Source organism: Bacteroidota bacterium (assembly GCA_013360915.1).
In the GTDB taxonomy this organism is placed as follows: domain Bacteria; phylum Bacteroidota; class JABWAT01; order JABWAT01; family JABWAT01; genus JABWAT01.
Window position 1 is genome coordinate 1 of sequence record JABWAT010000023.1, and the last position, 24,246, is coordinate 24,246.

Sequence of the window (24,246 nt, forward strand, 5' to 3'; positions counted from 1 at the left end):
TGAACTGGTGAATGGTAAATTAACCGCTGGTGAGAAATCGGTGTCCTTCAACGCCGCCGGACTGAGCAGCGGAGTCTATATCTACCGCATCCAGGCTGGGAATCAGACGGTTACCCGGTCGATGTTGCTGACGAAGTAAAAATTCAGTTTCAACGCAAAGGCGCAAAGGGTACATACAGAAGGACGCCAAGTTTTTTGGTTTTTAATACAAGAATCTCTGCACCGTTGCGAAGTCTTCGCAGTCTTTGCGTTTAAATGTGCTTCAATGCAGAGGTGCAAAGGTTCGTGTTTTGGAATTCTTTGCGTGCGCATTCACATCAGGTGGGTCAGCGCGCTTCAGTAAAATGGAAAAGGAATCAGAGGAATCACAGCCGCTGCGAAAAACACGGGTTCCTTCTTGCTGAGTTCAACATGAAATTCGGTGTACCACGGTGTCTTCATATACAGATCCACGTAGAGGAAAGTCTGAGTCCTGGTAAGATCTTCCAGGCGATCCACCTGGGATGCATAGACCGATGAAGCAATCAATGAACCGGTATCCGATTTGTAGCGGTTATGGGTCAGGATCAGTTCATGACGGTATGAATTTTTTAAAGTCAGGGTCTCCTTCCGGAAACCAAGATCAGCCATCGCCCATCCGTAACCAGCAAAAGTCGTGCTGATTGACCAATTGGTGACCGCATAATCGACTTTATAGCCTGATCGTTTCTGCTCTGTGATTATTTCGTCGTTCCATTCATAAATGGGCTTTTCTGTGATTTCGGCTGATTTCCCGTGGTAGGCCATTTCTGTGACTGATTGCGAACCAGTTGAAGCCTGAAACCTGAAAACAGAAAACGGCAAGGTAATCTGACCTTCAGGTGCCTTCCACTGAAAAGAGGCACCAACACCCAGCCGGAAAGGATAAAAGCCCTGATCGGCACCAACAGTGTAGTCCTGGCCATAGGCCCTCATTTTACTGGTTTGGGAAAATTCCACCGGAGTGGATAGTCCGCCCGACACAAATCCGGATATCGCAATCGTGTCACTATACAAATAAGATTCGAGGGCCTGTGCCATCCGGGTAATCACCCCGGGACCGCTATCTTCCACCCGGGCACCGGACCAGGAGGAATTGATCACAATCGGATACCAATACTGTCCATATTCCCACGGGCGAAGCATTGTCCAGAAATCCGCCATCGGTTTCATCAATTTCACCATGTCATCGGTGGATACGGATCCCGAGGTTAACCACTTTTCCCTTTTGGCATTCAGATTGCTGACCTTTTCTTCCACCAGATACCGGTACTGGTTTTCATAGTTAACCAACTCTGAATAAGGCTCATAAATCCCTTTCAGGTAAATAATGGCCAGGTGATATCGCTGAGGAGCCAGTTTCGGGGTAGCGGGCAAAGCGATGTTACTTTTTCCTGAATCGGGAAGGGTGGCGGAGATCATTTTGCCGATAACTTCCCTGACCTTCATCCGGTTGTCCTCTGTCCGGCTTTCCGGGTGCTTATCGAAAGCTTCCAGTTCGGCTTTCAGCCACTCCTGGCGCTTTCTGATCGTGGCACGTAGCCCGAGATTGATCATTTCATCATATCCCATGCGGTTATCTGCACGGGTGTTAAACCGCTCAATATACAGGTAAACCAGTGTTGGATCGATGGAACCGATCTGTTTTACACGTTCATGAAACACTTGTTTCTGGTTGATGTTGGTGATGAAATCCTTCGGAAGGAAAGATTCATAAGCTTTGTAGTAGGTAATATCCTGAGCGAATCCGGTTGAGGCGGAAAGAAGAATCAGCAGGACAAGTCGCAGTTTCATGGAGAATCCGGGATCTGGTTCAGACTTCTGCAAAAATCAATCTGGAACAGGAAGGATGCAAACAGCTTCACCGTGAAGGGTGATACTTTTAACGCATAGTACAATACGTTTCAACGCAGAGGCGCAATGGTTACATACAGGAGAACGCAAAGAGTTTTTTGGTTTTCAATACAAGAACCTCAGCGCCCTTTGCTTTCCTCTGCTGTCTCTGCGGTAAGAACGTTTCAACGCAGAGAACGCAAAGGTTACATACAGAAGGACGCAAAGTTTTTTTAGTTTTCAGTACAAAAACCTCAGCGCCCCTTGCGAATTCTTTGCTGTCTTTGCGTTTAAATGTGTTTCAACGCAAAGGCGCCAAGGTTAAATACATGAGAACGCAAAGGATTTTTGGTTTTCAATAATTAAATCACTGCGTCCTTTGCGAATTCTTAGCTGTCTTTGCGTTTAAACGTGCTTCAACGAAATATTACTGCGGAATAAGGTGCTGGCGCTGGCGACCCGGTAATCCCCGTATTTATACACAACATGCTGCCGGGTGAGGTGAACCGGACTGGTAACTCCGCAGGCGGCTGCAAGCGAGAAACACGCCGCCCGGATGGTGGTGATGTAATTGGCCACACGGTATTGCTTCTCTTCTACGACCAATGCACTCATGTATTTCGGATCGTTCGTGGCTACCCCGACCGGGCAGGTGCCGGTGTGGCATTTTTCAGTCATGATACAACCCACTGCAATCATAAATCCGCGGGCAATGTTGACGGCATCGGCTCCCAGTCCAAGGGCAATGCAGATCTGATCGGCACTGTGCAGCTTGCCTGAAGCGATCAGTTTCACCCGGTCCCTGATACCTGCTTCCTGCAGGGCATTATCCGCCAGTACCAATCCGGAAAAGACGGGAAGTCCCATGGAATCGGCCATTTCCTGATAGGTGGCGCCCGAACCGCCTTCTCCGCCATCCGCTGTAATGAAATCGGGGCCTTCACCCCGGGCTTTCATTCTTGAACACAGTTCATCGAGGGACAGATCGGATCCCATCACCACTTTGACACCAACCGGCTTACCAGAGACCTCCTGAAAACGCGAAACGAAATCAAGCAATTCATCTACCGAATTGAAATCGGAAAAGCGGTTGGGGGATGAAATGGTTTTCCAGGGCTGAACTCCCCGGATGGCAGCGATCTCGGGAGTAACCTTCACACCTTCAAGATGTCCGCCCTTGATTTTGGCACCCTGATGAAGTTTGATTTCGAACATTTTCACCTGCGGAATGGCCGCCTTTTCAGCAACCAGATCCCAGCTGATGGCCCCGTCGGGTGTACGGAATCCGAATTTACCCGAACCAAGCTGGGCGATCACATCGGCTCCTTTCAGATGAAACGGCGATATGCCTCCTTCTCCGGTGTTATGCCATCCCGAGCCCGTCATGGCAATTCCACGGTTGATGGCTTCGATGGCGTGTGCACCCAGTGAGCCGTAACTCATGGCCGAACATCCGAACCAGGTTTTGGAGATGTAGGGATTTTTCCGGTTGGGTCCGAAGATGATGGCGTCTTCATCGCTTAACATCCAGGGGCGAAGGTCAACGGTGGTCTGGCGCTGTTTGCGGGTAAAGATTCCCTCGCTCACCACTTCGTACTTGTGGGTGGTGAACGTTTTCCGGTTATCAATGGCCATTTCATCCATCTGACGGGGAAAGAGTGCATTGTTCAGGTAAAATCCAGGTTCTCTGAAATCGCGCTTCGATCCGAACCCGATCACCGTTTTACAGTATTTTGCAGCAAAGACAATGGATGTGAAATGCATCCGGCTGAAGGGGGTTCCTTCGTTGTCAGAATCGGTGATGTAGAAACGGAATTCCGGACCGAGTTTTTCGATCACGTACCGCATCACACCGAGAATCGGATGCTGGCGCAAAATGGAATGACCCGACTGAAATTTGTTGCGGACATACACAAACCCCAGCAGGACAAGCGGGGTCAGTACAAACAGAGCAACCAGTGTGAAGGTGAGTATGCTGATGAGGGTGTCGAGCGCCATGCGATATCTCCCGTCTTTCCGGCAGAAGATAAGACAAAATCCAATGATGGAAAAGGATTACGGAGAATCCGGCGGATCGGTGTGACGGGTCAGGTCGCCGTAGAGCAGCTCGGTGCAGGCCGGGCAGATGCCATGTGTGAATTCGGCATGGGTGTGTTTCATCAGGTAGGATTCGATCCGGTTCCAGAACCCCGAATCATCTCTGATTTTCTTGCAATTGGCACAGATGGGAATCAGACCCTTCAGTTCCCTGACATTTTCGAGGGCCTCGGTCAGTTGCTGGTTCGTCGCGATCAGTTCCGCATTGCTCTGCGCAAGCAGGCGTTTCTGACGGCGGTTTCGGATGAAGAGCAGAACCAATCCGGCCGAAAGCAGACTTAACAGAATAAGACCCGAGACCAACCAGAAGGTAATTTTTCGCTGAATATCGGCCTGCGTGGTCAGATAGCGGATTTCCGTTTCTCTGAGTTTGAGATCGAGCTGATGCTGAAATTCGCTTTGCAGCCGGGCCAGATCGTCATTGCGCAGCGAGTCGGAAAGTGCCTGAATCTGCGTCTGAAATGAGACAGCCGATTTCCAGTTTTTTTCGGCCACGGACTTTTTCAATGCCAGCTGGTACCAGTCCAGCATTTCATTCCGGAACCGGCGTGGAAAGAGGACCGCTGCCGCTGAATCGAGGTGACGTGAGGCAGAGGTCAGCTGACCTTTCTCCAGATAAATACCGGCCAGAAGCAAATGACCTTTGGCGCGGAACTTCAGCCGTGACGGTTCATGTGTCAGCCCTGTCAGTCCCTTAACCGTCATCTGTAGGGCCGAATCCACCTTACCGGTTGCAGCCAGTGATTTACCGAGATAAATCTCGAAGATGGCCTGGTTACCGGGTCTTTGTTCAGAAATGTAATCATTAATTGCAGCGCGGATAAACAGTAGCGCTGAATCATGGACACCCAGTTCCTGATAGCAGATGCCAATGTTTCCCAATTCCCGACCGTTGAACTGCGTGATTCCGGCCAGTTTATTCAGCCGACGGCTCTCGTGAAAAAAACGCAATGCTTCCCGGTACCGTTTCTGGTTGTGGAAGGCATTGGCAATGTAATTGACGGTGTGTGAAAGACCACCGGTATCTGCAAGTCCGGTGTAAATGGGGTAGGCCTTCAGAAACTGATCATGGGCCAGCGTGTTCATCCCCAGTTGAAGATAGCCAAATCCGAGCGAGTTATGGGCTGTGGCCAGTGCTTTCTGATTTCCGGTTCGCCCGGCCAGATCAATGGCTCTTCTGCTGATCGCAATGGTGGAATCGGGCTGAAGGTAAAAATAATAATCCGCCCGGGTCAGGAGGGCCGTAAGCAACGAGTCGGATTGAAGTGAAAAAAAAAGAAGTATCGTGGTGAGCATGCCCGGAAAGTCGTCATTGAAGGCGACTCAGGCAACCCGTTGGCAGATGTGTATCGGTGTTTTGTGACCCAATCAGCCGATACACACCGAGCGCATGGAAATGGAGGCGTGCTCATATCCTTCATAGACAGTCCGGACCGGTTCGGCCGGCCGGGCCGTGCCCATCACATAAATCAGCGGAATGTAATGTTCAGCCGAATTCACTGCCAGACGGGTGTCATTGTCTGCAGAGAGATAGTCGAGAAGGGTTTGTTCGTCCTTTTGCTCCATGGCGAGCCTGATTTTCTCATCGTACCGTCGGGTGTAACCGGCAGGCTCAGCATCCGGATTTCCGAAATCAGCCATCCGAAGATTGTGGACGATATTTCCGCTGCCCATGATCATGATACCATGGTCGCGGAGAATGGCCAGTTCGCGTGCAAGAACCCAGTGTTCGGCCGGTGATTTGTTCACATCGATACTGAGCTGAGTCACAGGAATATCGGCCTGCGGATATAAATGCCGGAGAACGGACCAGGATCCGTGATCAAGGCCGTAGGTGGTATCTACCCAGATTCCGCATGACTTCACTACCAGACTGACCTGATAAGCCACTTCCGGGGCACCAGGTGCCGGATAACGGACCTGATAAAGCGCGGGGGGAAATCCATAAAAATCATGAATGGTTTCCGGATGCTCGGCCGAACTGACCTGAGTACCGGTTGACAGCCAGTGGGCCGACACCATCAGGATTCCTTTCGGACGGGGAAGAGATCGTCCCAGTTCTGTGAGTGTGCGGGCATAGGCCGATTCATTGTGAAGGGCATTCATGGGCGAGCCGTGCCCGATGAAAAGTGAAGGCATCCGCATGGGATCAGCCCTCCGACCGAAGTTTGTCGAGCAGATAGGAAAGCTGATCGGCTTCGGCATCGGTAAGCGTCTGAATCAGCCGGTTCATCTGATCGCTCTCCCGGTCGATCTGTGCCAGAAGAGACAATCCTGCTTCAGAAATGGTCACATCCATCTGCCGCCGGTCCGACGGGCATTCCCGCCGGATGACCAGTCCTTTTTTAAAAAGCCGGTCTACCAGACGGGATGCATCGGAATTTTTATCGATCATGCGCTCTTTCAGCAGCATGATCGATGCAGGTTTGGGTTGCTGACCCCTCAGTATCCGCAGAATATTAAACTGCTGAACCGACAGACCAAATGGTTTCAGAAAATCCGCATGACGATCCTGCAGCCAACCGGCTGTGAACAGAACATTCACCACCGCCCGCTGCCCGGAAGATGAAAAAGTTTGCTGTTGAATTTCATCATGTATGGTTCTCATCATGCGTCTTCCTTCCTGGACTACGACCGGACCTCAGTACGGGATCCATCGGCCTGATAGACGTAAACCTTGTCGGGTTCTTCGTCACGGGTTTTCTTATGCGATCCATCGCAAAAGGGCTGTGAGGCACTCAGTCCGCACATGCAGATCCATTTTGCGGAATCTCCTTCACCCACTTTTTGCGGTTGCTGACCGGTTTTGACGACGACACGTGCCATGGATCAGCTCTTCTTTTCTTCGACGTAAGCCGCATTGATGGTGATTCCAACGGTTTCACCGACAACGGCTCCGCCACTTTCGATCAGTTTATTCCATTTCAGGTTGAAATCAAACCGGTTGATTTCGCCGGTAGCCTTGAAAGCAACCTTGTTGTTACCCCATGGATCCTTGATGGTTCCGTTAAACTTCACATCCAGTTCGACCTGTTTGGTCACATCGCGGATGGTGAGGTTTCCGATTACTTTATACTTGTTTTCGCCAACCTTTTTAAAGGAGGTACTTACAAATTTAATCTCGGGGAACTGCTCAGCGTTAAAGAAATCGTCGCTGCGGAGGTGTTCATCCCGTTTGGTGTTATCGGTATTGACCGAGGCAGACTTGATGGCGGTTTCGACCCGCGCGGTGCTGAAATCGTTTACATCAGCAACCAGTTTCGAGTCAAAGCTGGTGAACCGGCCATCGACTTCACTGACCAACAAGTGAGTGACGGTAAAGGTGACGTTTGAATGAGAGGCATCCAGCTTCCAGTTGGATTGCGCAGAAACCGATCCGGCCAGAACCAGAGCGGCAAGTGTAAGTGACAGTTTCATCGTTGCTCCTTTTTTGATTAGATGTTGCAACATACAATATTTAATTGAATGTTGCAACACGGAACGCAAAAATGAAACAGCCTGGTTCCCGATCTCAGCGCTGCCGCTCCCGGATGCTGGTGGTTTCGTACTTCCCATCGGACCTTAACCGGACGATGGTGGTGACGTTTCCTCTGGCGTTGAAGTCGCCGATGACTTCGAGAAACCGGGGTTTCAGCCGGTCATTGAGCACGTTGTAAATTTCGTTGGTGACCGCTTCATGGCTGATATGTCGGTCCCGGAAGTTGTTCAGCCAGAGTTTCAGCGCCTTCAGTTCGACAATCAGCTGATCGGGAATGTAGTTAATGTATATCCTGGCAAAATCGGGGTAGCCCGACCGCGGACACAGGCAGGTAAATTCAGGATAATCGATTTCGATAAGGTAGTTGCGGTCTTTAAACTGGTTTTCCCAAAGTTCGAGAACGGTCTCTTTGATTTCCTTTTCACCGTACATCAGGTCTTTAACCACTGTCTTCATAGCTCGGTTCGTTCCTTTAATCCTTACATTTTTAAGCGATATGAAACCCCTGAATGGTTTCTTTTGTTTCAGTTCAGCTGACCAAAGGTCGATTAAATCGTAGAAAATTTCTAATTTTAAGTCTTTTTGGCCCAAATTCGGGCTGCCGCATGCGGTAACGTTTTGAATCAAAGGATCCTTTCATGGCTGATAATCCGGTACAGACAACCGACATCAATGAGATAGAAAATCTCGAATGGATGCAATCTCTCGACTATGTCCTCCAGAATGGCGGACCGGAGCGGGTGATTGAAATTCTGAAACTGCTCAACATCCGGTCACGGCAGTCCGGGGTGCAAATCCCGTTCACAGCCAACACCCCATATATCAATACCATTCCGCGCGAGAAACAGCCCCCCTTCCCCGGTGATGCCGAGCTGGAAAGCCGTCTGGCTTCAATTATCCGCTGGAATGCCATGGCCATGGTGGTGCGGGCAAACCGGAACGAGGATGGGATCGGCGGCCATATTTCCAGTTTTGCTTCTTCGGCCACGTTGTATGAAACGGCCTTTAACCACTTCTTCCGCGGAAAGTCAGACAGTCACGATGGCGACATGATCTTTTTTCAGGGACATGCCTCACCGGGTATCTATTCACGCGCCTATCTCGAAGGTCGTCTGACCGAAAAACAACTCGAAAACTTCCGTCGTGAGCTGGCGCCCGAGGGAGGTCTTTCTTCCTATCCGCATCCCTGGCTGATGCCAAATTTCTGGCAATTCCCAACGGTCTCCATGGGTCTCGGGCCGATCATGTCGATTTATCAGGCACGGTTCAACCGGTATCTGGAAGACCGGGGTCTGAAGGCTCCTTCCGATCAGAAAGTGTGGGCTTTCCTGGGTGACGGTGAGACCGATGAACCCGAAACGCTTGGCGCCATCACCCTTGCTTCACGTGAAAAGCTCGACAATCTCATTTTCGTCATCAACTGCAATCTGCAGCGGCTCGACGGTCCGGTCCGGGGCAATGGAAAGATTATCCAGGAACTGGAAGCGGCATTCCGTGGTGCCGGCTGGAACGTGATCAAGGTGATCTGGGGATCGGAATGGGATGCCCTGCTGGCCCGTGACATCAATGGAAAGCTGGTGAAGCGTCTCGGCGAAATCGTTGATGGTCAGTACCAGAAATTCACGGTTGAATCGGGTGCCTACATCCGCAAGGAATTGTTCGGTACCGATCCGGAACTGCTCGAAATGGTCGCGCACCTGTCGGATGAGCAACTGAAGAAAATGTCGCGCGGCGGGCATGATCTGGAAAAAGTGTATGCAGCCATGCACGCGGCTGTAAATCACAAAGGTCAGCCCACGGTCATTCTTGCCAAGACCATCAAAGGGTATGGCATGGGAGAGAGCGGGGAAGGAAAGAACATCTCGCACCAGCAGAAAAAGCTGAATGAAGATGAATTGAGGGAATTCCGGTCACGGTTTGGTATTCCGATTTCGGATGATGAAGTGTCAAAGGCCCCTTTCTTCCGTCCGAAGGATGATTCGGCCGAAATGAAATATCTGCGCGACCGCCGGCAGGTGCTGGGTGGTCATCTTCCCGCCCGGACGGTGGATATCCGTCCGATCAAAACACCCCCCGAAGAAGTCTTTAAAGAGTTTTATACATCGAGTGAAGGACGGGAAGCGTCTTCCACCATGGTGTTTGTGCGTATCCTGACCAAGCTGCTCCGCGACAAGGAAATCGGTCGGCTCATCGTCCCGATTGTTCCCGATGAAGCGCGTACGTTTGGTATGGAGGCGCTGTTCCGGCAGATCGGGATTTACTCGCACGTCGGGCAGATGTATGAACCGGTTGACCGCGATCAACTGCTGTATTACCGCGAAGTCAAAGACGGTCAGATTCTCGAGGAAGGCATCACCGAAGCGGGCAGTATGTCCTCCTTCATTGCAGCCGGAACGTCTTATGCCAATCACGGCCTGAACATGATTCCGTTTTTCATTTATTATTCCATGTTCGGATTTCAGCGGATCGGGGATCTGGTCTGGGCAGGTGCCGATATGCAGACCAAGGGGTTTCTGATCGGTGGAACAGCCGGACGGACCACCCTGAACGGGGAGGGACTCCAGCATCAGGATGGGCACTCTCACGTGCTGGCTTACCCGGTTCCGACACTGATGACCTATGATCCGACCTACAGTTTCGAATTGGCGGTGATCATCCGCGATGGAATCCGCCGCATGTATGAAGAGCAGGAAAACCTGTTCTACTATCTGACGGTCATGAATGAAAACTATGCCCATCCGGCCATGCCTGAAGGATCGGCCGAAGGCATTCTGAAAGGGATTTACAAACTGAAATCGCAGGCGGTCCGCGGATCTTCGCTGAAAGCCAACCTGCTCGGCAGCGGAACCATTCTGAATGAAACGCTGAAAGCGCAGGAGATTCTGGCATCGAAATATGGTGTTGCCAGCGATGTGTATTCGGTTACCAGCTACAAAGAACTTCGGAAGGATGCCCTGACCGTTGAACGCTACAACCTCCTTCATCCTTCAGATAAACCAAAAGTGCCTTACCTGCAAACGGTCTTTTCAGGGAAGGATGATGCGGTCTTTGTGGCTGCTTCTGACTATCTGAAACTCATGCCGGATATGATTTCGAAATGGCTGCCGAAGCCGGTCACCTCGCTCGGCACCGATGGATTCGGGCGCAGTGAAAGCCGCGAAGCGCTGCGTGATTTCTTTGAAGTGGATGCCCGTTACATTGTGGTGGCCACCCTGTACAGTCTCGCCAAAGAAGGCAAGATGAAAATGACCGAGGTTTCCAAAGCCATCAAAGCGTTGGAAATTCACCCGGATAAACTCAATCCGATGATTTCCTGAGACGGAAGGACCCCATACAGATGAAGACATTTATTCTGCCCGAACTCGGCGACGGAATCACGAAGGCGACCATTCTGAAAGTGCATGTGAAAGCTGGTGATGTGATTGCCCTTGATGCGCCGGTGGTCGAGATTGAATCGGATAAAGCCACCATTGAAGTACCCTCCACGGTAGCTGGCAAGGTTACCGAAGTGCGTGTGAAAGAAGGCGATGCGGCCCACGCCGGCGATGTGATTCTGGTTCTTGAAGCAGGAGAGCCGGCGCCTGCACCTGCTGCTGCTCCACCGGCACCCGCGGCAGCACCTGCTGCAGCACCTGCAGCCGCTGCACCGGCCCCGGCTGCAACTCCGGCACCTTCGGTTTCAGCAAAAACAGAAGTGCACCTGCCCGATCTGGGAGATGGAATTTCCAGCGCTGAAATCCTGAAAATTCTGGTAAAACCTGGTGATACACTGGCAACCGATCAGGGAATTCTGGAAGTCGGTTCGGACAAGGCCACCATTGAAGTTCCGAGTCCGGTTGCAGGGAAGGTGTTGTCTGTCCATGTGAAGGAAGGTGACAAACCGTCGGTCGGACAGTTGCTGCTGATTGTGGAAACCGTTCAGGCCTCTGCAGCCGCTCCGGCCCCGGTGCCTGTTGCACCAGCTGCGCCTGCTGCTAAAACAGCCGCTCCGGCAACCCCGGTCGTTTCGGCTCCGGTCACACCGGCGCGGGTAGCAGCCTCTGTTCCAGCCGGAACACCAGCCCCAGCTGCCCCTTCGGTTCGTCGTCTGGCCCGTGAAATCGGCGTGGATATCAACCAGGTCCCCGGCACGGGTCCGGGCGGGCGGATTTCCATTGAAGATGTTAAGGCCTGGTCGAAGTCCCTGCACCAGCAACGGAGTTCAGCACCTGCGCAGAGCGGTGGTCTTTCCATCAAGGCAGAGACGCTGCCCGATTTCACCCGATTCGGATCGGTTGAACGAAAGGCCATGACCACCATCCGGTCAAAAACAGCCGACCATCTCAGTTATGCGTGGATGACCATTCCGCACGTGACCCAGCATGATAAAGCCGATATTACCCAACTGGAAGCCCTGAGAAAGCAATTTTCGCCTTCAGTGGAAAAAGCCGGCGGAAAACTGACCATGACGGCCATTCTTGTCAAAGTACTGACGTCTGCTTTGAAGAAATATCCGCAGTTCAATGCATCCATCGACATGTCATCGAAGGAGATCATTTATAAATCTTACTTCAACATTGGCATTGCGGTCGACACCGAACATGGGCTGATGGTACCTGTGATCAAGGGAACCGATAAGAAAAACATCACTCAGATCTCACAGGATCTGAATGACATTGCCAACCGGGCCCGGACCCGGAAAATCACTCCAGATGATTTGCAGGGCGGATGTATCTCGATCACCAATCTGGGTGGAATCGGCGGGGTGGCTTTCACGCCAATCGTGAATACTCCCGAAGTCGCCATTCTGGGTGTGTCGCGCGGATCCATGGAACCCGTCTGGAACGGATCTGCATTCGAGCCGCGTCTGATGCTTCCGCTGTCGCTTTCCTACGATCACCGGATTATTGACGGGGCCGATGCCGCCCGTTTTCTCCGTTGGGTCTGTGAATCTCTGGAACAGCCACTGAAAATCCTGATAGAAGGATAAGCTGCCAGCAAGTTCACTTTTTTTTTTCCTCTTCTTAACCACCCGGTTTTTGGGTGGCTGAATTCCCCTCTGATTCCACCTGCAGGTTCCTCTGCAGGTGGTTCCGTTCCTGACATAAAAACCGGGTTGGCTCACAGGCAAATCACCGGTCAACTGTTCAACAGAGTCCCTCCTGATCTGGTCCCCATGGTGACCGGCTGACTGATTTTTTTAAGAATTCCAGGGAGATGCCTGGGCACCGACTCTTGAAATAACAAAAGGACGGGTTTTGTTCTTTGCCGTCTTTTTTCTTGTCACTTGTAACTCGTTTCTCATCACACGTCACTGGAAAACCCGCAGGGTCCGGAGTGAATTGTCCGGGAAGGTTTCCTATCTTACTGTTTACATGAAACGGCTTTTGTTTACCGCACTGATTGTGATCGTTGCCCGGATGGCGCTGGCCCAACCCCTGAGCAGTGCCTGGTACACCGTTATAGAAAACCTTCCTTCCAATTTTGTAAAGTCGGTGGCGGTCGATTCATCCGGATTTCTCTGGGCGGGTACCGATGCAGGATTGGCCCGTTTTGACGGCCAGCTATTCGAGTCCTTCAATGATGCACTACCCAGTCTGAAGGTGAAGGCGTTGCTGAATGCTTCAGGATACGGGATGCTGGTTCTCACCGATCTGGGCCTTTCTCAGATCAGGACTGACGGATTGCGTCCGGACATTTCCCTTCTGATTCCCGGCAGCCCCGATCAGGAACCCGGGAAGCTTCACTTTGCCAAGACCCTTTTCCAGGGATCAGATGGGGTGATCTGGATGGGAGAGTCGGATGCCATTCTCCGATGGGATGGAAAAAGCCTGACCCGCTACCCCATCAGCAACCGGTTTTACAATGACAGTTTTTCGAGATCCTTCACATTTTTTGAAGATGAAGATGGCAACCTGCTTACTCTTTCATGGAGCGGTTATCTGTTCCGGTTTGACGGCCAGCAATTTGTAAACATTCCTTTTGATACCGGTGAACCAGTCAAACGGGCGTATTCTGCCGTCCGTCGGCCGGGAAATAAGGTGTGGTTTGGTGCCAAGGCCGGTGTGTTCGAAATTGACCTTTCCCGGGTGGCAGTACCCGGTTGGAAACCGGCTCTGATTGCCGATGTTCCGAGTGCACATGCCATGGCAGCGGATGGTGATTCGGTGGTCTGGGCAGGCACCATCACCGAAGGTCTTTTCCGGATCAGGCAAACGGATCAGCGGGTTTCAGCCGAGAAAATGACTGGAATTTCGGATGTGATCATCAATGACATCCGGCTATCCGATGAAGGTCATATCTGGGTGGCACAGGATGAAGGTGTTCATCTTTTTTACCGCAAACTGTTCCGTCCGCTGAGTGAGGCCCGGCCGGGAAAAACCATCCGGGCCGTCAGAAAGGTATCATCGGGTGGTTTCCTCATTGTTTCCTTTGACGAAATCAGACTGTACACCCAACTGAAACAGCACCCGGAAGGAATCCGGTTGCATACAGACCAGCGAGACATGTTCGATGCGGTGTATTCGCGGGAGGATCTCTGGATCAGTTACCGGGATGCCGAACTGGTCCGGATCGGACGCAACGGACGACAGTCGGTGTTGCCTGCGGTTCTCCAGTCCCGTCTCACGTTTATGACCACCGACCGGGAAGGATCGGTCTGGGGATACGATGAACGCAATCGTTTTCTGATCAGAATCACACAGGATCTGAAGGTTGATCGCTTTGGTCCGACTGAAGGAATTGTTTCTCCGGTCAACACCATTCGTCCCCAGCCAGACGGAACCGTTCTGATTGGCGGAACTGGTCCCGGGACCCTTCTTTACCGTTACTCTCCCGAAAACCGGACGATCAACAACATCAGCGGACCGGTTCAGACCGGGTCAGGATCGGTGCTTGAAGTGTATGATGTCATGGCCTTCGGAGAGGATTCGCTGGTTATCGCCACCAATCATGGATTGTTCCGGGGCAATGAACGTGGCTATTCCCGGCTGTTTCCTGCAGAACCCAGCGATCTGCTGGTGGTCAGAGCACTGGATACCACCCGGAACGGTGATCTGCTGGCTGCGTCGGAGCGGGGATTGCATGTCTGGTCGGGCGGGGAATGGATTTCCTTCAATACAGCCTCGGGTTTACCGGCCATCCCGGTTCTGAACCAGGGGATGATTTGCGATGAGGATAACCATGTAATCGTACTATCGACCAGACAGGCCGTTATGGCGCCGCTGGGTGGCAATCTGAAGCAGACACCGCGTCCTGTGGTGACCAGAATTGAAGGAATCCCGGATGAAGATGGGTCTTACCGGTCCGGGGAATCGCTCGAACTCTATTTTGCCACTCCGGTTTATCCATGGGTTCCTGTGGTGTACCAAATGAAGCAGGCAGGTTCACCACAGGGGTGGCAACCGGTTAAGTCACCGGGCTATCTTGTATTCAGTAACCCACAGCCGGGCACCATGACCATTCTGATCCGTGCGCAGCGTCCGGGCAGTCTGTGGAGTCAGCCGGCCAGCGTCTCTGTGGTCCTGAAATCCGTGTGGTATCAGTCCCCGATGGCTGTGGGTGTCATGATCACCGCTGGTCTGACTATCCTGATTGGATTGCTTCTGTTATATCACCGGTTCCGGCTCAGAACCATTCATTTGCGGCAGGCACATCTAGAGGAAATGGTGAGTCAGCGAACCGCAGAACTTGATAAACACTCAAAGGAGATCAGCCGGAAAAATGAGGAACTGCTCAAGGCTCACCGGATGAAATCGGATCTGCTCGCCATTTCCTCACATGAATTAAAGAATCCGCTGACCGCCGTCATCGGTTATGCCGATATTCTGAAAAAATCGGCCACATCCCCATCTGAAATGAACCGTCTGAATGAAATTATTCTGGCAGCTTCCCGGATGCTTCGTGTGGTTAATGGTTTGCTGGAATCGGAAGCCATTGATTCAGGAAACCGTAAATTGGTTTTTTCGGAGTTTTCCCTGACGGAATGTGTGCAGTCGATCATCAGTCAGCATGGGATTGCCCGTGAGAAAAAAAATCAGAGTGTTGCACTGACCACTCCAGGTCCGGTCCAGTTGATGGCGGACCGCCAGGCTCTGGAAGAAGTGGTCGATAATCTCCTTTCCAATGCCATTAAATACGCTCCCCGCGATTCTGAAATCCGGGTCTGCATCAGTCACTCCGAGGAAGAGGTTTCGTTGTCGGTATCTGATGAAGGGCCTGGCATTCCTGATCAGGTCCGGAGCCGGTTGTTTCAACGGTTCGAAAAGCTCGGTTCGGTTCCCACCGGTGGTGAATTTTCTTCCGGACTGGGTCTTTCCATTGCCCATGATCTGGTGGTTCTTCACGGTGGTCGGATAGAGGTCCGGTCGGAACCAGGGAAGGGAACAACCTTCGACGTTTACCTGCCGGTGAACCGGACTCGTTAAATCTTGGCTTGAAATTTGTGGGCTGGCCCTTCCCGGTTGTATTTTACCCAAAAAAGCAGATAAAACCGTGATAGGTATTCACAATTATCTTATTTCTGATTCCGTTCTGACCACCCGATTTGCCTGCGATCTCGGAAAGTGCAAGGGGGCTTGTTGTGTGGAAGGTCTGGCCGGACCGCCGGTTACCCGCGAGGAAATCGATGAAATCGAAGCCCTGTTACCGGTTTTACGTCCCGGTCTGCGACCAGAAGGACTGGAAGTGATTGACCGGAAGGGCATTTGGGAGGAATGGGAGGGAACTCCGGTTCTTACCTGTGTGAATGAAAAGGAATGTGTGTTTGTGGTCTTTCGTGATGGGGTGGCCAAATGTGCCATTGAGGAACACTGGCAAAGCAATCCGTCTGCCTTCCGCAAACCCGTCAGTTGTCATCTGTTCCCCATCAGAGTTCGCGATTTCTTTGGTCAGAAGGCCTTAAATGTGGTGGATAATGAGGACTGTAAGCCGGCCATTGTACGTGGCAGGCGTGAATCGGTGCCGGTCCACCGGTTTCTGAAAGAGGCAATCATCAGACGTTTTGGCAGTGAGTTCTATCAGATACTCGATCAGGAATATTCCCGGATGACCGAAGCCGTCGTCCGCCGGCATACCCGAAAAAGAAAGACCCGGTAAAAGCCCCCATGCTTCAGTTATCCCAGCAGCAAAAACTTCAGCAAAAACTGTCTCCGCAGCAGATTCAGTATATCCGGTTGCTGCAGTTGCCGCAGATTGCTCTGGAGCAGGCCATCAAAGCCGAGATCGAAATCAATCCGGCCCTGGAGGAAGGACCCGAAAACGAGGCAGAATCGGCCGATGAACCGATGGATGCCGCCGATTCCGTTCTGGAGTCGATGAAAGAGGAAACACCTGCAGACGATCCCCTGAACGACATTCTTCCACAATCAGACACGCCCTCCTCTTCAGGTGACGATGAATTTTCCTGGGAAGACTATATTCAGACCGACGATCTGTACGGATTTAAAACCGATGAGTCCATGGGGCGCGGCGGTGAAGATGAGGACCGGCCGGATTATACACCCGTTCAGACGGTGACCTTTCATGACCGGTTATGGGATCAGGTCCGGCTGTTGTCCTTTTCCGAAAAGGAAATGAAGATAGCCGAACACCTGCTGGGAAGTGCCGATCCCGATGGATACTTGCGGATTGAGCCGGACAAGCTGGCCGACGATTTTGTGTTTAATTATGGCGTTCTGGTGACCCCGGGCGAACTGGAAAAAGTGAGAAAACAGATTCTGAATCTGGACCCGCCCGGATTTCTCTCCCGCGACTTGCAGGAATGTCTTCTGGTTCAGCTGGAAAACATGGAAGTAACCGAAACGTCTGAAAACGCCACCGACATTCTCCGCCATTGTTATGATGAATTCACAAGGAAGCATTTTGATGCCATCATGCGGATGCTTCAGCTCGAGCCGGATGAGTTGAAACTGGCCTTCGAACTGATCCAGCGTCTGAATCCCAAACCGGGTGAGGATGAAATGTCTCCGGGGTCGAATTATATCACTCCCGACTTTTTTGTGGAAATCGAAGATGGAGAAGCCCGCATCTCGCTCAATGACCGGGGGATTCCGTCGCTTCGGATCAACAAAAAATACGCCATCATGGCCCGGTTCGGTCAGGTGGATGAGCAGGCCCGTTCCTTTATCCGGAAAAAGGTTGAGGATGCCAAGTTTTTCCGTCAGTCCATTATTCAGCGGCGCGAAACCATGCTGAAGGTCATGTCGACCATTGTGGAACAGCAAATGGTCTTTTTTGAAACCGGGTCCGGATTGCGCCCGATGATTCTGAAGGACATTGCCGACCGGATCCGGATGGATATTTCAACGGTCAGCCGGGTGGTGAACAGCAAGTATGTTCAGACCGAGTTCGGTGTTTACTCACTCAAGCACTTTTTCAGTGAGGGAATCGAAACCGAATCGGGAGAAGAAGCTTCGAACCGCGAAGTGAAGGAGCGGATCAGAGAAATCATTCAGGCCGAAGACGGAAAGCGGCCGCTCAGTGATGACAAAATTGCTGACATGCTCAATGAAAAAGGCTACAACATTGCCCGCCGGACGGTGACGAAATACCGCGAATCCATGAACATTCCTGTGGCCCGTCTGCGCAAAACCATCTGAAAGGATCCCCATGTCTGTACCCGCCATTCATTCCACCACTGTGGTGGGAATTATCCGCAACGGTCAGGCGGCCATCGCTTCCGACGGTCAGGTGACCATGGGAACCACCGTGGCCAAGTCGAATGCACGCAAAGTCAGAACCATGATGAATGGTAGCATTCTGGCCGGATTTGCCGGTTCGGCCGGTGACGCCTTTACGTTGTTTGAACGGTTCGAAGCCAAGCTGGAACAGTACAATGGTCAGCTGGGACGTGCTGCTGTTGAACTGGCGAAGGACTGGCGCACCGACCGGTATCTGCGCAGGCTGGAAGCCCTGCTTCTGGTCATGAACCGGGAGCAGATGTTTATCATCAGCGGAACCGGTGATGTGATTGAACCGGAAACGTCGCTCGCGGCCATCGGATCGGGCGGACCGTATGCTCAGGCTGCAGCCATTGCCCTTTCGAAACACACCAGCCTGACTGCACGGCAGATTGCCGAAGAATCCCTTAAGATTGCAGGCGACATCTGCATTTACACCAATACCACCATTACTCTTTTAGAACTTACATGAGCGAACCGTTTTTAACTCCCCGGCAGATTGTTGCCGAACTGGATCAATACATCATCGGACAGGATCAGGCCAAAAGATCGGTGGCCATTGCACTGCGCAACCGGTGGCGCCGTCAGCAGGTGGCCGAAAACCTGCGAGAAGAGATCATGCCGAACAACATCATTCTCATCGGACCCACCGGTGTGGGAAAAACCGAAATCGCCCGTCGTCTGGCCCGGCTGACCCAGGCTCCCTTTATCAAGGTGGAGGCCACCAAATTCACCGAAGTGGGTTACGTGGGAAAAGACGTGGAAAGCATGGTTCGGGATCTGGTCGAACTGGCCGTTACGCAGGTCCGTTCACGTCACATGGAAGAGGTCCGGGAAAAGGCCCGCATCATGGCGCTCGAACAGGTCCTCGATATTCTCATTCCGCCTGTTCAGCGAAACCGTCAGGAATCGTGGTTTTCTGCTGAGCAGTCCACACCTGCGGTCACAGACAGCGATGTGGAACTGAATGAAAAAACCCGCGAAAAATTCCGGGAAAAATTAAAGGCCGGCAGTCTGGCCGATCGGGAAATTGAAATCAGCGTTCAACCCGAGCAGATGCCGTTTATGCAGGTGGTCGGGGCGTCCGGATTGGATGATCTGAACAAGCAGATTCAGGATGTATTTGATTCGCTCGGACAGAAGAAACAGAAAAAACGGAAACTGAATGTAAAAGAGGCACTCGAAGTGCTCGAGGCCGAAGAAGCCGGTAAGCTGATCGACATGGATGCCATCAGGAAGGAAGCTGTTCGCCTGACCGAAAACCATGGGATCATTTTTATTGACGAGATCGATAAAATTGCCGTCACCTCGTCACAGTCGGGCGGACCCGATGTTTCCCGTTCGGGGGTTCAGCGCGATCTGCTTCCCATTGTGGAAGGCACCTCGGTATCGACCAAGTATGGGGTGGTGAAAACCGATCACATTTTGTTCATTGCTTCGGGCGCGTTTCACATGTCGAAACCCAGCGATCTCATCCCAGAATTACAGGGACGGTTTCCCATCCGGGTGGAGCTGAAATCGCTGACCGAAAAGGATTTCATTTCCATTCTGACTCAACCTGCCAATGCCCTGACCCGTCAATACCAGGCTCTGCTTCAAACCGAAGGAGTCGATCTGACGTTTACCGAAGACGGCATTGCTGAAATTGCCCGAATTGCCACCGAGGTGAATCAGGAAGTGGAAAACATCGGAGCCCGTCGGTTACACACCATTCTGAGTACCCTGTTCGAGGAAATCATGTTCATGGTCCCCGATCAGATAACCGAACCGAGCATCCGGGTAGATCGGAACCTGGTCGATCAGCGTTTGTCGGGACTGGTGAAAAACCGCGACCTGAGCCGGTATATTCTTTGACGGGAACCGAAGCCTGATTTGATTTTTACAACAATGTCTTGAAATTGCATGAGCAGTGGGAGGCAAGGATGCTGAATAAAGAAACGGTAAATAAAACGGTTGAAAGTCTACCTGAAACATTTACAATTGATGAGTTATTGGATCGATTAATTCTGATTGAAAAAATTCAGGAGGGATTGAGTCAGTCTGAGCAAAATATGACTGTATCTGATGAAGTAGCAAAGGCTATGATTTCAGAATGGTCAAAATAGTTTGGACTGAAATTGCTCTGAACGACCTGAAGGGAATTTTTGATTATATTTCAGTCAACTCCAGAAGATACGCTTCTTTGACTGCAAGTAAGATTTATAATAAGATTCAATTACTGTTAATCAATCCTCGGATGGGAAAGGTGGTGCCGTAATTAAAAAACAACCAAATCAGGGAATTGATAGAGGGAAATTATCGGATAATTTACCTGTTAAAGTCACCTGAACGTATTGATATTCTAAGGATTCACCATTCTTCAAGAAGGTTGAATAAACCTCGTTTTCATTGACCTGCCCAATTTTTACATGGGTAGGCAGTATCACATTCCTTATCATTCATACCGCAGACTCTCGATAGGATTCACGGCTGCGGCTTTACGGGCAGGGAAAAATCCGGCTGCCAGGCCGATCAGGACCAGGATGATAAAGACACCTGCCATGATGCCCACCGATAAGATGGGTCTTGCCAGCATTTCAACCGGGTCGAACAGGTTATCACCCGATGGGACCAGCCAGGCGGCCTTTACAGTCAGCCAGGTGATGAAAAGACCGATCAGACCACCGGTAAACGACAGCATCACTGCTTCGCTGAGAAACTGAAACGAAATGTGAGATTTCCGGGCTCCGATCGCCATCCTGATTCCGATTTCACGGGTCCGTTCCTTCACGGCCACATACATGATGTTGGCAATTCCCACACCGGCCACGATGAGGGTTAACAAGCCGATCATTCCCAGGAATATGGTAAATCCCTGACTGACAAGATTGGTCATTTTCAGATTTTCAACCATGTCCCAGATTCCAATGGCACGCTCATCGGCCGGATCGAATTTGTGCTTACGACCCAGAATCTGTCTGATCTGTGCTTTCACCGTTTCATTCTCGCCGGGAATGCGTAGGTGGAGAACGATGGACCGTAATGGCTGATTTCCCCAGATTTGCCGGAACGTGGTATAAGGAATAATCGCCCGTCGTGAGTCGGGGCCCATGCTCATGCTCATCTGCGGTTTGGGTTGCAGCAACCCAACAACCGTGTAGGGTTGGGAATCCAGTTTAATCACCTTTCCGATGGGATCTTCCTCGCCGAACAACTCACGGGCCACTTCGTGCCCCAGAACCACCACGCGCCGGGCCTCGGTCACATCGGGTTCATTGATGAACCGTCCACCAGCCATGGGATACATGGTGCGCATGTCTTCAAACTGCGGATTCGAGGCTTCCATGTAAGTGTTCAGCAGGTTTTTGCCGTACTGCAACTGCACAAAATCCCCGTAATTCGGACTGATCATGTCGATCAGGGGAATGGAGGATTTCAGCACCTCCACATCCTCTTCCTGCAACCGGATGGCCCGGCCTTTCACCATGCCCTGATAGTCCAGGTTGGTCTGGCCGCCATACACGTTGATGATCTGGTTTCCGGCCCCGAGGGTTCCCTTTTTAAAAGCATTTCCCAGACCCGATCCGAAGGCGAGCAGGGCGGTGATGGTAAACGTTCCCCACGCCATGGAAGACAGGGTGAGAAAAGAACGCATTTTCTGGGTGTGAAGGTCGTGCAGGAATTCTTTGATTAATTGAAGCCACATAATGGGTACCTCATGCTCTCAGACATTCAACAACATCGAGGTTGGCCGCCCGGCGCGCGGGAAGAAATCCGGCCGCCAAACCCACAGCCATCAGAATCGAAATGGCAATCATGGCTACTGACAGGGATAGCGCCGGGGTTCCTGCCACATCCTGAATGGGAAGAAGGGTCAATCCTTTCAGAATGCCCAACCCGATAATGAATCCGATCACAGCGCCGGTAGCCACAATAAAAAGTGTTTCGGCCAGGAACTGAATCATGATGGAGGTTTTGGTGGCTCCCATGGCCCGCCGGATTCCGATTTCTTTGATCCGTTCCTGAACCACAATGTACATGATATTGGCAACTCCGATTCCGCCAACGGCCAGGGTGAACGCACCAAGGACACCGAGGAAAATATTCAGACCAAGGAAAAAGTAGTAAAGAAACCGGTCTGCCTCGACCGTATCCCAGATGAAAATGGCTCCTTCATCGGCCGGATCGAAGGTGTAATGTTTTCCCAGCACATCGCGCACCATTTTTCTGACGTCTTCGGACTGAGTGGGATCCGAGGTCCGGTACAGAAGCAGGTTGACCCATTGGGAAGGAAACATGCTTTTATAGGTGGTCATGGGGATGAAAAGCCGGTCGGCATCCCAGGTCCCGTAATTGGAATTCTGAATCTTCCGCTGCATCACCCCGACAATGACAAAGGGGGTGTTTCCGACAAATACCGTTTTCCCGATGGGATCTTCATTGCCGAAAAGCGTGTTTTTTGCTTCGTTTCCGATTACAGCAACCCGACGCTGCTGATCCATATCGAGCTGATTCAGCCAGCGGCCACCAGCTTCAACATAGACATTCCGCAGATCCGAATAAATTTCCTCAACACCGGTGATGCCGGGACGCATGGCATTCGATCCGTAGCTGGTGATTACCTGATTGGTTGAGTACTCCGAGGTGGCATCGGCAATCAGGGAAATCCGGTCCTTCAGAAGACTTGCGTCTGAATCGGTCATCCTGATGGGCCGGGTCACGCCAAATCCGCCAAAAGGTTTGGTGGTAGCGCCACCAAAGACCACCGCGATCTGGCTTCCCATTCCATGCATGTTTTTCGTGGTCTGGTTTTTAAACCCCTGACCAACCGCCAGCAGGACCACGATGGCGATGGTTCCCCAGATGATTCCGAACAGGGTCAGCGTGGTGCGCAGTTTTTGCGCCCGCATATCCTGCAGAAACTCCGAGATCCACTGAAACATAATCGCTCCGGATGAATGGTTACTTAATCGACTTCAATTCTGGTTCCAGGACGGCATCTCCTTCGGCCAGTCCCGATACAATTTCAATGTTGATGGCATTGCTCATTCCGGTTACCACTTGCTTGCGTATGCGGGTCTGATTGATGGTGTCGGGCAGGTATACAAAAGCCGTGTCATTTGAAAACGTGATCACGCGTTCGGGAAGTGACAGCACTTCTTCCTTTTTATGTATGATGATGTCGGCATTGGCCGAATACCCGGCACGCAGTTGAACCGATTCCGGATTGTCGATGGTGATTTCCACGTCAAAATTGGTTGCATTGTCCTTTTTCTGAGCTTTCAGGGAAATTTTCCTCAGAGTTCCGGTAATGGTTTCCTTGGGAAGGGCGCCGATTTTCAGTTCAACTTTCTGGCCCACTTTCAGTTTTCCCACGTTGATTTCATCGACCGTTCCTTTAAAAATGAGGCTTTTCATGTCGGCTACCGTCATCAGTGCCTGTCCGGGCTGGAAGGAGGTGGATGGAACCACAGGGTCGCCGATGTTGACCATTTTTTCGAGAACGTATCCATCAATTTCCGACCGGATGACCGAGGAGATCACCGTGTTCTGGATGCTGACTTTTCCCTGTTTGAGCAGTGAAAGTTTGTCGTTGGCACTTTCAAGCCGTAACCGTGCTGTTTCATATTGCTGCACAATGTCTTCGTAATCCTTGTTCGAAATCAGTCCCTTGTCCTTCAGGGTTGCCTGCCGGTTTTTTTCTTTCTCAATGGTGGAAAAGGCTGTCTGTTCCATGGTGACCAGGCGGGTCGCTTCGGCCAGTTCGGTCGGGGTCGGATCCGGTTTGATTTCGAGGAGAGGCTCTCCTTTCCTCACGTAACTGCCGGCATCGCGGTAAATGGTACTGACCAGTCCGGATACCTTCGATTTCACCTGAATCTGCTGCTCGGGTTCGATGGTCCCCACAGCCAGAACCTTATCGACGATGGTGGTTCTTGACACCTTGACGGTGGGCGCCTGCTGATCCGGATTCGGGCCGGAGTTGGTCAGGAAGATAAAGGCGCCGCCAGCGACGATCACGACGGCAAGGCTGGTTAAAATGATTCCCTTCTTTTTCATGGGAGGTCTCCTGTTCACTGTTTGCCGGTTGTACGCCCGTAATTATTATTAAGTTTCCGTTAGATGACCATCAAACGGGTGCTTTTTTTGCTCCACAACTGAAACTTTTTTTCAATTGAGGGG

General features: G+C 51.5%; 20 protein-coding genes and 1 pseudogene. 10 read left to right on the forward strand and 11 right to left on the reverse strand.

The window, feature by feature from the left end; all coding sequences use genetic code 11:
* A partial coding sequence (locus tag HUU10_14400) for a T9SS type A sorting domain-containing protein (protein NUQ82793.1) occupies nt 1-139 on the forward strand: 139 nt, incomplete at its 5' end.
* Between the two features lie 197 nt (nt 140-336).
* On the opposite strand, the gene HUU10_14405 is transcribed toward HUU10_14400, so the two are convergent.
* From HUU10_14405 to queF, 8 genes are all read right to left on the reverse strand, one after another.
* Nucleotides 337-1,812, reverse strand: a complete 1,476-nt coding sequence (locus tag HUU10_14405) for a hypothetical protein (protein ID NUQ82794.1) — start codon at nt 1,810-1,812, stop codon at nt 337-339.
* Nucleotides 1,813-2,256: 444 nt separating this feature from the next.
* A complete protein-coding gene (locus tag HUU10_14410; protein NUQ82795.1) occupies nt 2,257-3,849 on the reverse strand; it encodes an FMN-binding glutamate synthase family protein in 1,593 nt (530 codons plus the stop codon).
* 57 nt (nt 3,850-3,906) lie between these two features.
* Complete coding sequence (locus tag HUU10_14415; GenBank protein ID NUQ82796.1) at nt 3,907-5,244, reverse strand: hypothetical protein; 1,338 nt, start codon at nt 5,242-5,244, stop codon at nt 3,907-3,909.
* A gap of 72 nt (nt 5,245-5,316) precedes the next feature.
* On the reverse strand, nt 5,317-6,093 hold the full coding sequence (gene ygiD / locus HUU10_14420; protein NUQ82797.1) for a 4,5-DOPA dioxygenase extradiol: 777 nt from the start codon (nt 6,091-6,093) through the stop codon (nt 5,317-5,319).
* A 4-nt stretch (nt 6,094-6,097) separates the two neighbouring features.
* Nucleotides 6,098-6,556, reverse strand: a complete 459-nt coding sequence (locus HUU10_14425; protein NUQ82798.1) for a MarR family transcriptional regulator — start codon at nt 6,554-6,556, stop codon at nt 6,098-6,100.
* 20 nt (nt 6,557-6,576) lie between these two features.
* On the reverse strand, nt 6,577-6,774 hold the full coding sequence (locus HUU10_14430; GenBank protein NUQ82799.1) for a CDGSH iron-sulfur domain-containing protein: 198 nt from the start codon (nt 6,772-6,774) through the stop codon (nt 6,577-6,579).
* A gap of 3 nt (nt 6,775-6,777) precedes the next feature.
* Entirely contained in the window at nt 6,778-7,365 is a 588-nt protein-coding gene (locus tag HUU10_14435) for a polyisoprenoid-binding protein (protein NUQ82800.1), read from the reverse strand.
* Between the two features lie 94 nt (nt 7,366-7,459).
* Nucleotides 7,460-7,882 (reverse strand): NADPH-dependent 7-cyano-7-deazaguanine reductase QueF, encoded by a 423-nt coding sequence (queF, locus tag HUU10_14440; GenBank protein ID NUQ82801.1) that lies wholly within the window; start codon nt 7,880-7,882, stop codon nt 7,460-7,462.
* A 182-nt stretch (nt 7,883-8,064) separates the two neighbouring features.
* Between queF and aceE the strand changes: the two genes are divergently transcribed.
* The 9 genes and pseudogenes from aceE (at nt 8,065) to HUU10_14485 (ending at nt 20,476) form a co-directional block, all read left to right on the forward strand.
* On the forward strand, nt 8,065-10,743 hold the full coding sequence (gene aceE / locus HUU10_14445) for a pyruvate dehydrogenase (acetyl-transferring), homodimeric type (GenBank protein ID NUQ82802.1): 2,679 nt from the start codon (nt 8,065-8,067) through the stop codon (nt 10,741-10,743).
* A gap of 20 nt (nt 10,744-10,763) precedes the next feature.
* Nucleotides 10,764-12,395, forward strand: a complete 1,632-nt coding sequence (locus tag HUU10_14450; protein NUQ82803.1) for a dihydrolipoyllysine-residue acetyltransferase — start codon at nt 10,764-10,766, stop codon at nt 12,393-12,395.
* A gap of 385 nt (nt 12,396-12,780) precedes the next feature.
* Entirely contained in the window at nt 12,781-15,831 is a 3,051-nt protein-coding gene (locus HUU10_14455) for a hypothetical protein (protein NUQ82804.1), read from the forward strand.
* Nucleotides 15,832-15,898: 67 nt separating this feature from the next.
* Nucleotides 15,899-16,501 carry a DUF3109 family protein gene (locus HUU10_14460; GenBank protein ID NUQ82805.1) on the forward strand — a complete coding sequence of 201 codons (603 nt, stop codon included), beginning with the start codon at nt 15,899-15,901 and terminating at the stop codon, nt 16,499-16,501.
* Between the two features lie 8 nt (nt 16,502-16,509).
* Entirely contained in the window at nt 16,510-18,003 is a 1,494-nt protein-coding gene (gene rpoN / locus HUU10_14465; GenBank protein NUQ82806.1) for an RNA polymerase factor sigma-54, read from the forward strand.
* 10 nt (nt 18,004-18,013) lie between these two features.
* A complete protein-coding gene (hslV, locus tag HUU10_14470; protein ID NUQ82807.1) occupies nt 18,014-18,556 on the forward strand; it encodes an ATP-dependent protease subunit HslV in 543 nt (180 codons plus the stop codon).
* On the forward strand, nt 18,553-19,938 hold the full coding sequence (gene hslU, locus HUU10_14475; protein NUQ82808.1) for an ATP-dependent protease ATPase subunit HslU: 1,386 nt from the start codon (nt 18,553-18,555) through the stop codon (nt 19,936-19,938). The genes hslV and hslU overlap by 4 nt, the downstream gene beginning before the upstream one ends.
* Before the next feature lie 68 nt (nt 19,939-20,006).
* Complete coding sequence (locus HUU10_14480; protein NUQ82809.1) at nt 20,007-20,189, forward strand: hypothetical protein; 183 nt, start codon at nt 20,007-20,009, stop codon at nt 20,187-20,189.
* Nucleotides 20,177-20,476 (forward strand): annotated as a pseudogene (locus HUU10_14485) (type II toxin-antitoxin system RelE/ParE family toxin). Before HUU10_14480 ends, HUU10_14485 begins: the two are co-directional and overlap by 13 nt.
* A gap of 42 nt (nt 20,477-20,518) precedes the next feature.
* Here HUU10_14485 and HUU10_14490 read toward each other — a convergent pair.
* From HUU10_14490 to HUU10_14500, 3 genes are read right to left on the reverse strand one after another with little or no spacing between them, the layout of a single operon-like run.
* Complete coding sequence (locus HUU10_14490) at nt 20,519-21,769, reverse strand: ABC transporter permease (GenBank protein NUQ82810.1); 1,251 nt, start codon at nt 21,767-21,769, stop codon at nt 20,519-20,521.
* A gap of 10 nt (nt 21,770-21,779) precedes the next feature.
* Nucleotides 21,780-23,006, reverse strand: a complete 1,227-nt coding sequence (locus HUU10_14495; GenBank protein ID NUQ82811.1) for an ABC transporter permease — start codon at nt 23,004-23,006, stop codon at nt 21,780-21,782.
* A 19-nt stretch (nt 23,007-23,025) separates the two neighbouring features.
* On the reverse strand, nt 23,026-24,123 hold the full coding sequence (locus tag HUU10_14500; protein NUQ82812.1) for an efflux RND transporter periplasmic adaptor subunit: 1,098 nt from the start codon (nt 24,121-24,123) through the stop codon (nt 23,026-23,028).
* Nucleotides 24,124-24,246 lie beyond the last annotated feature (123 nt).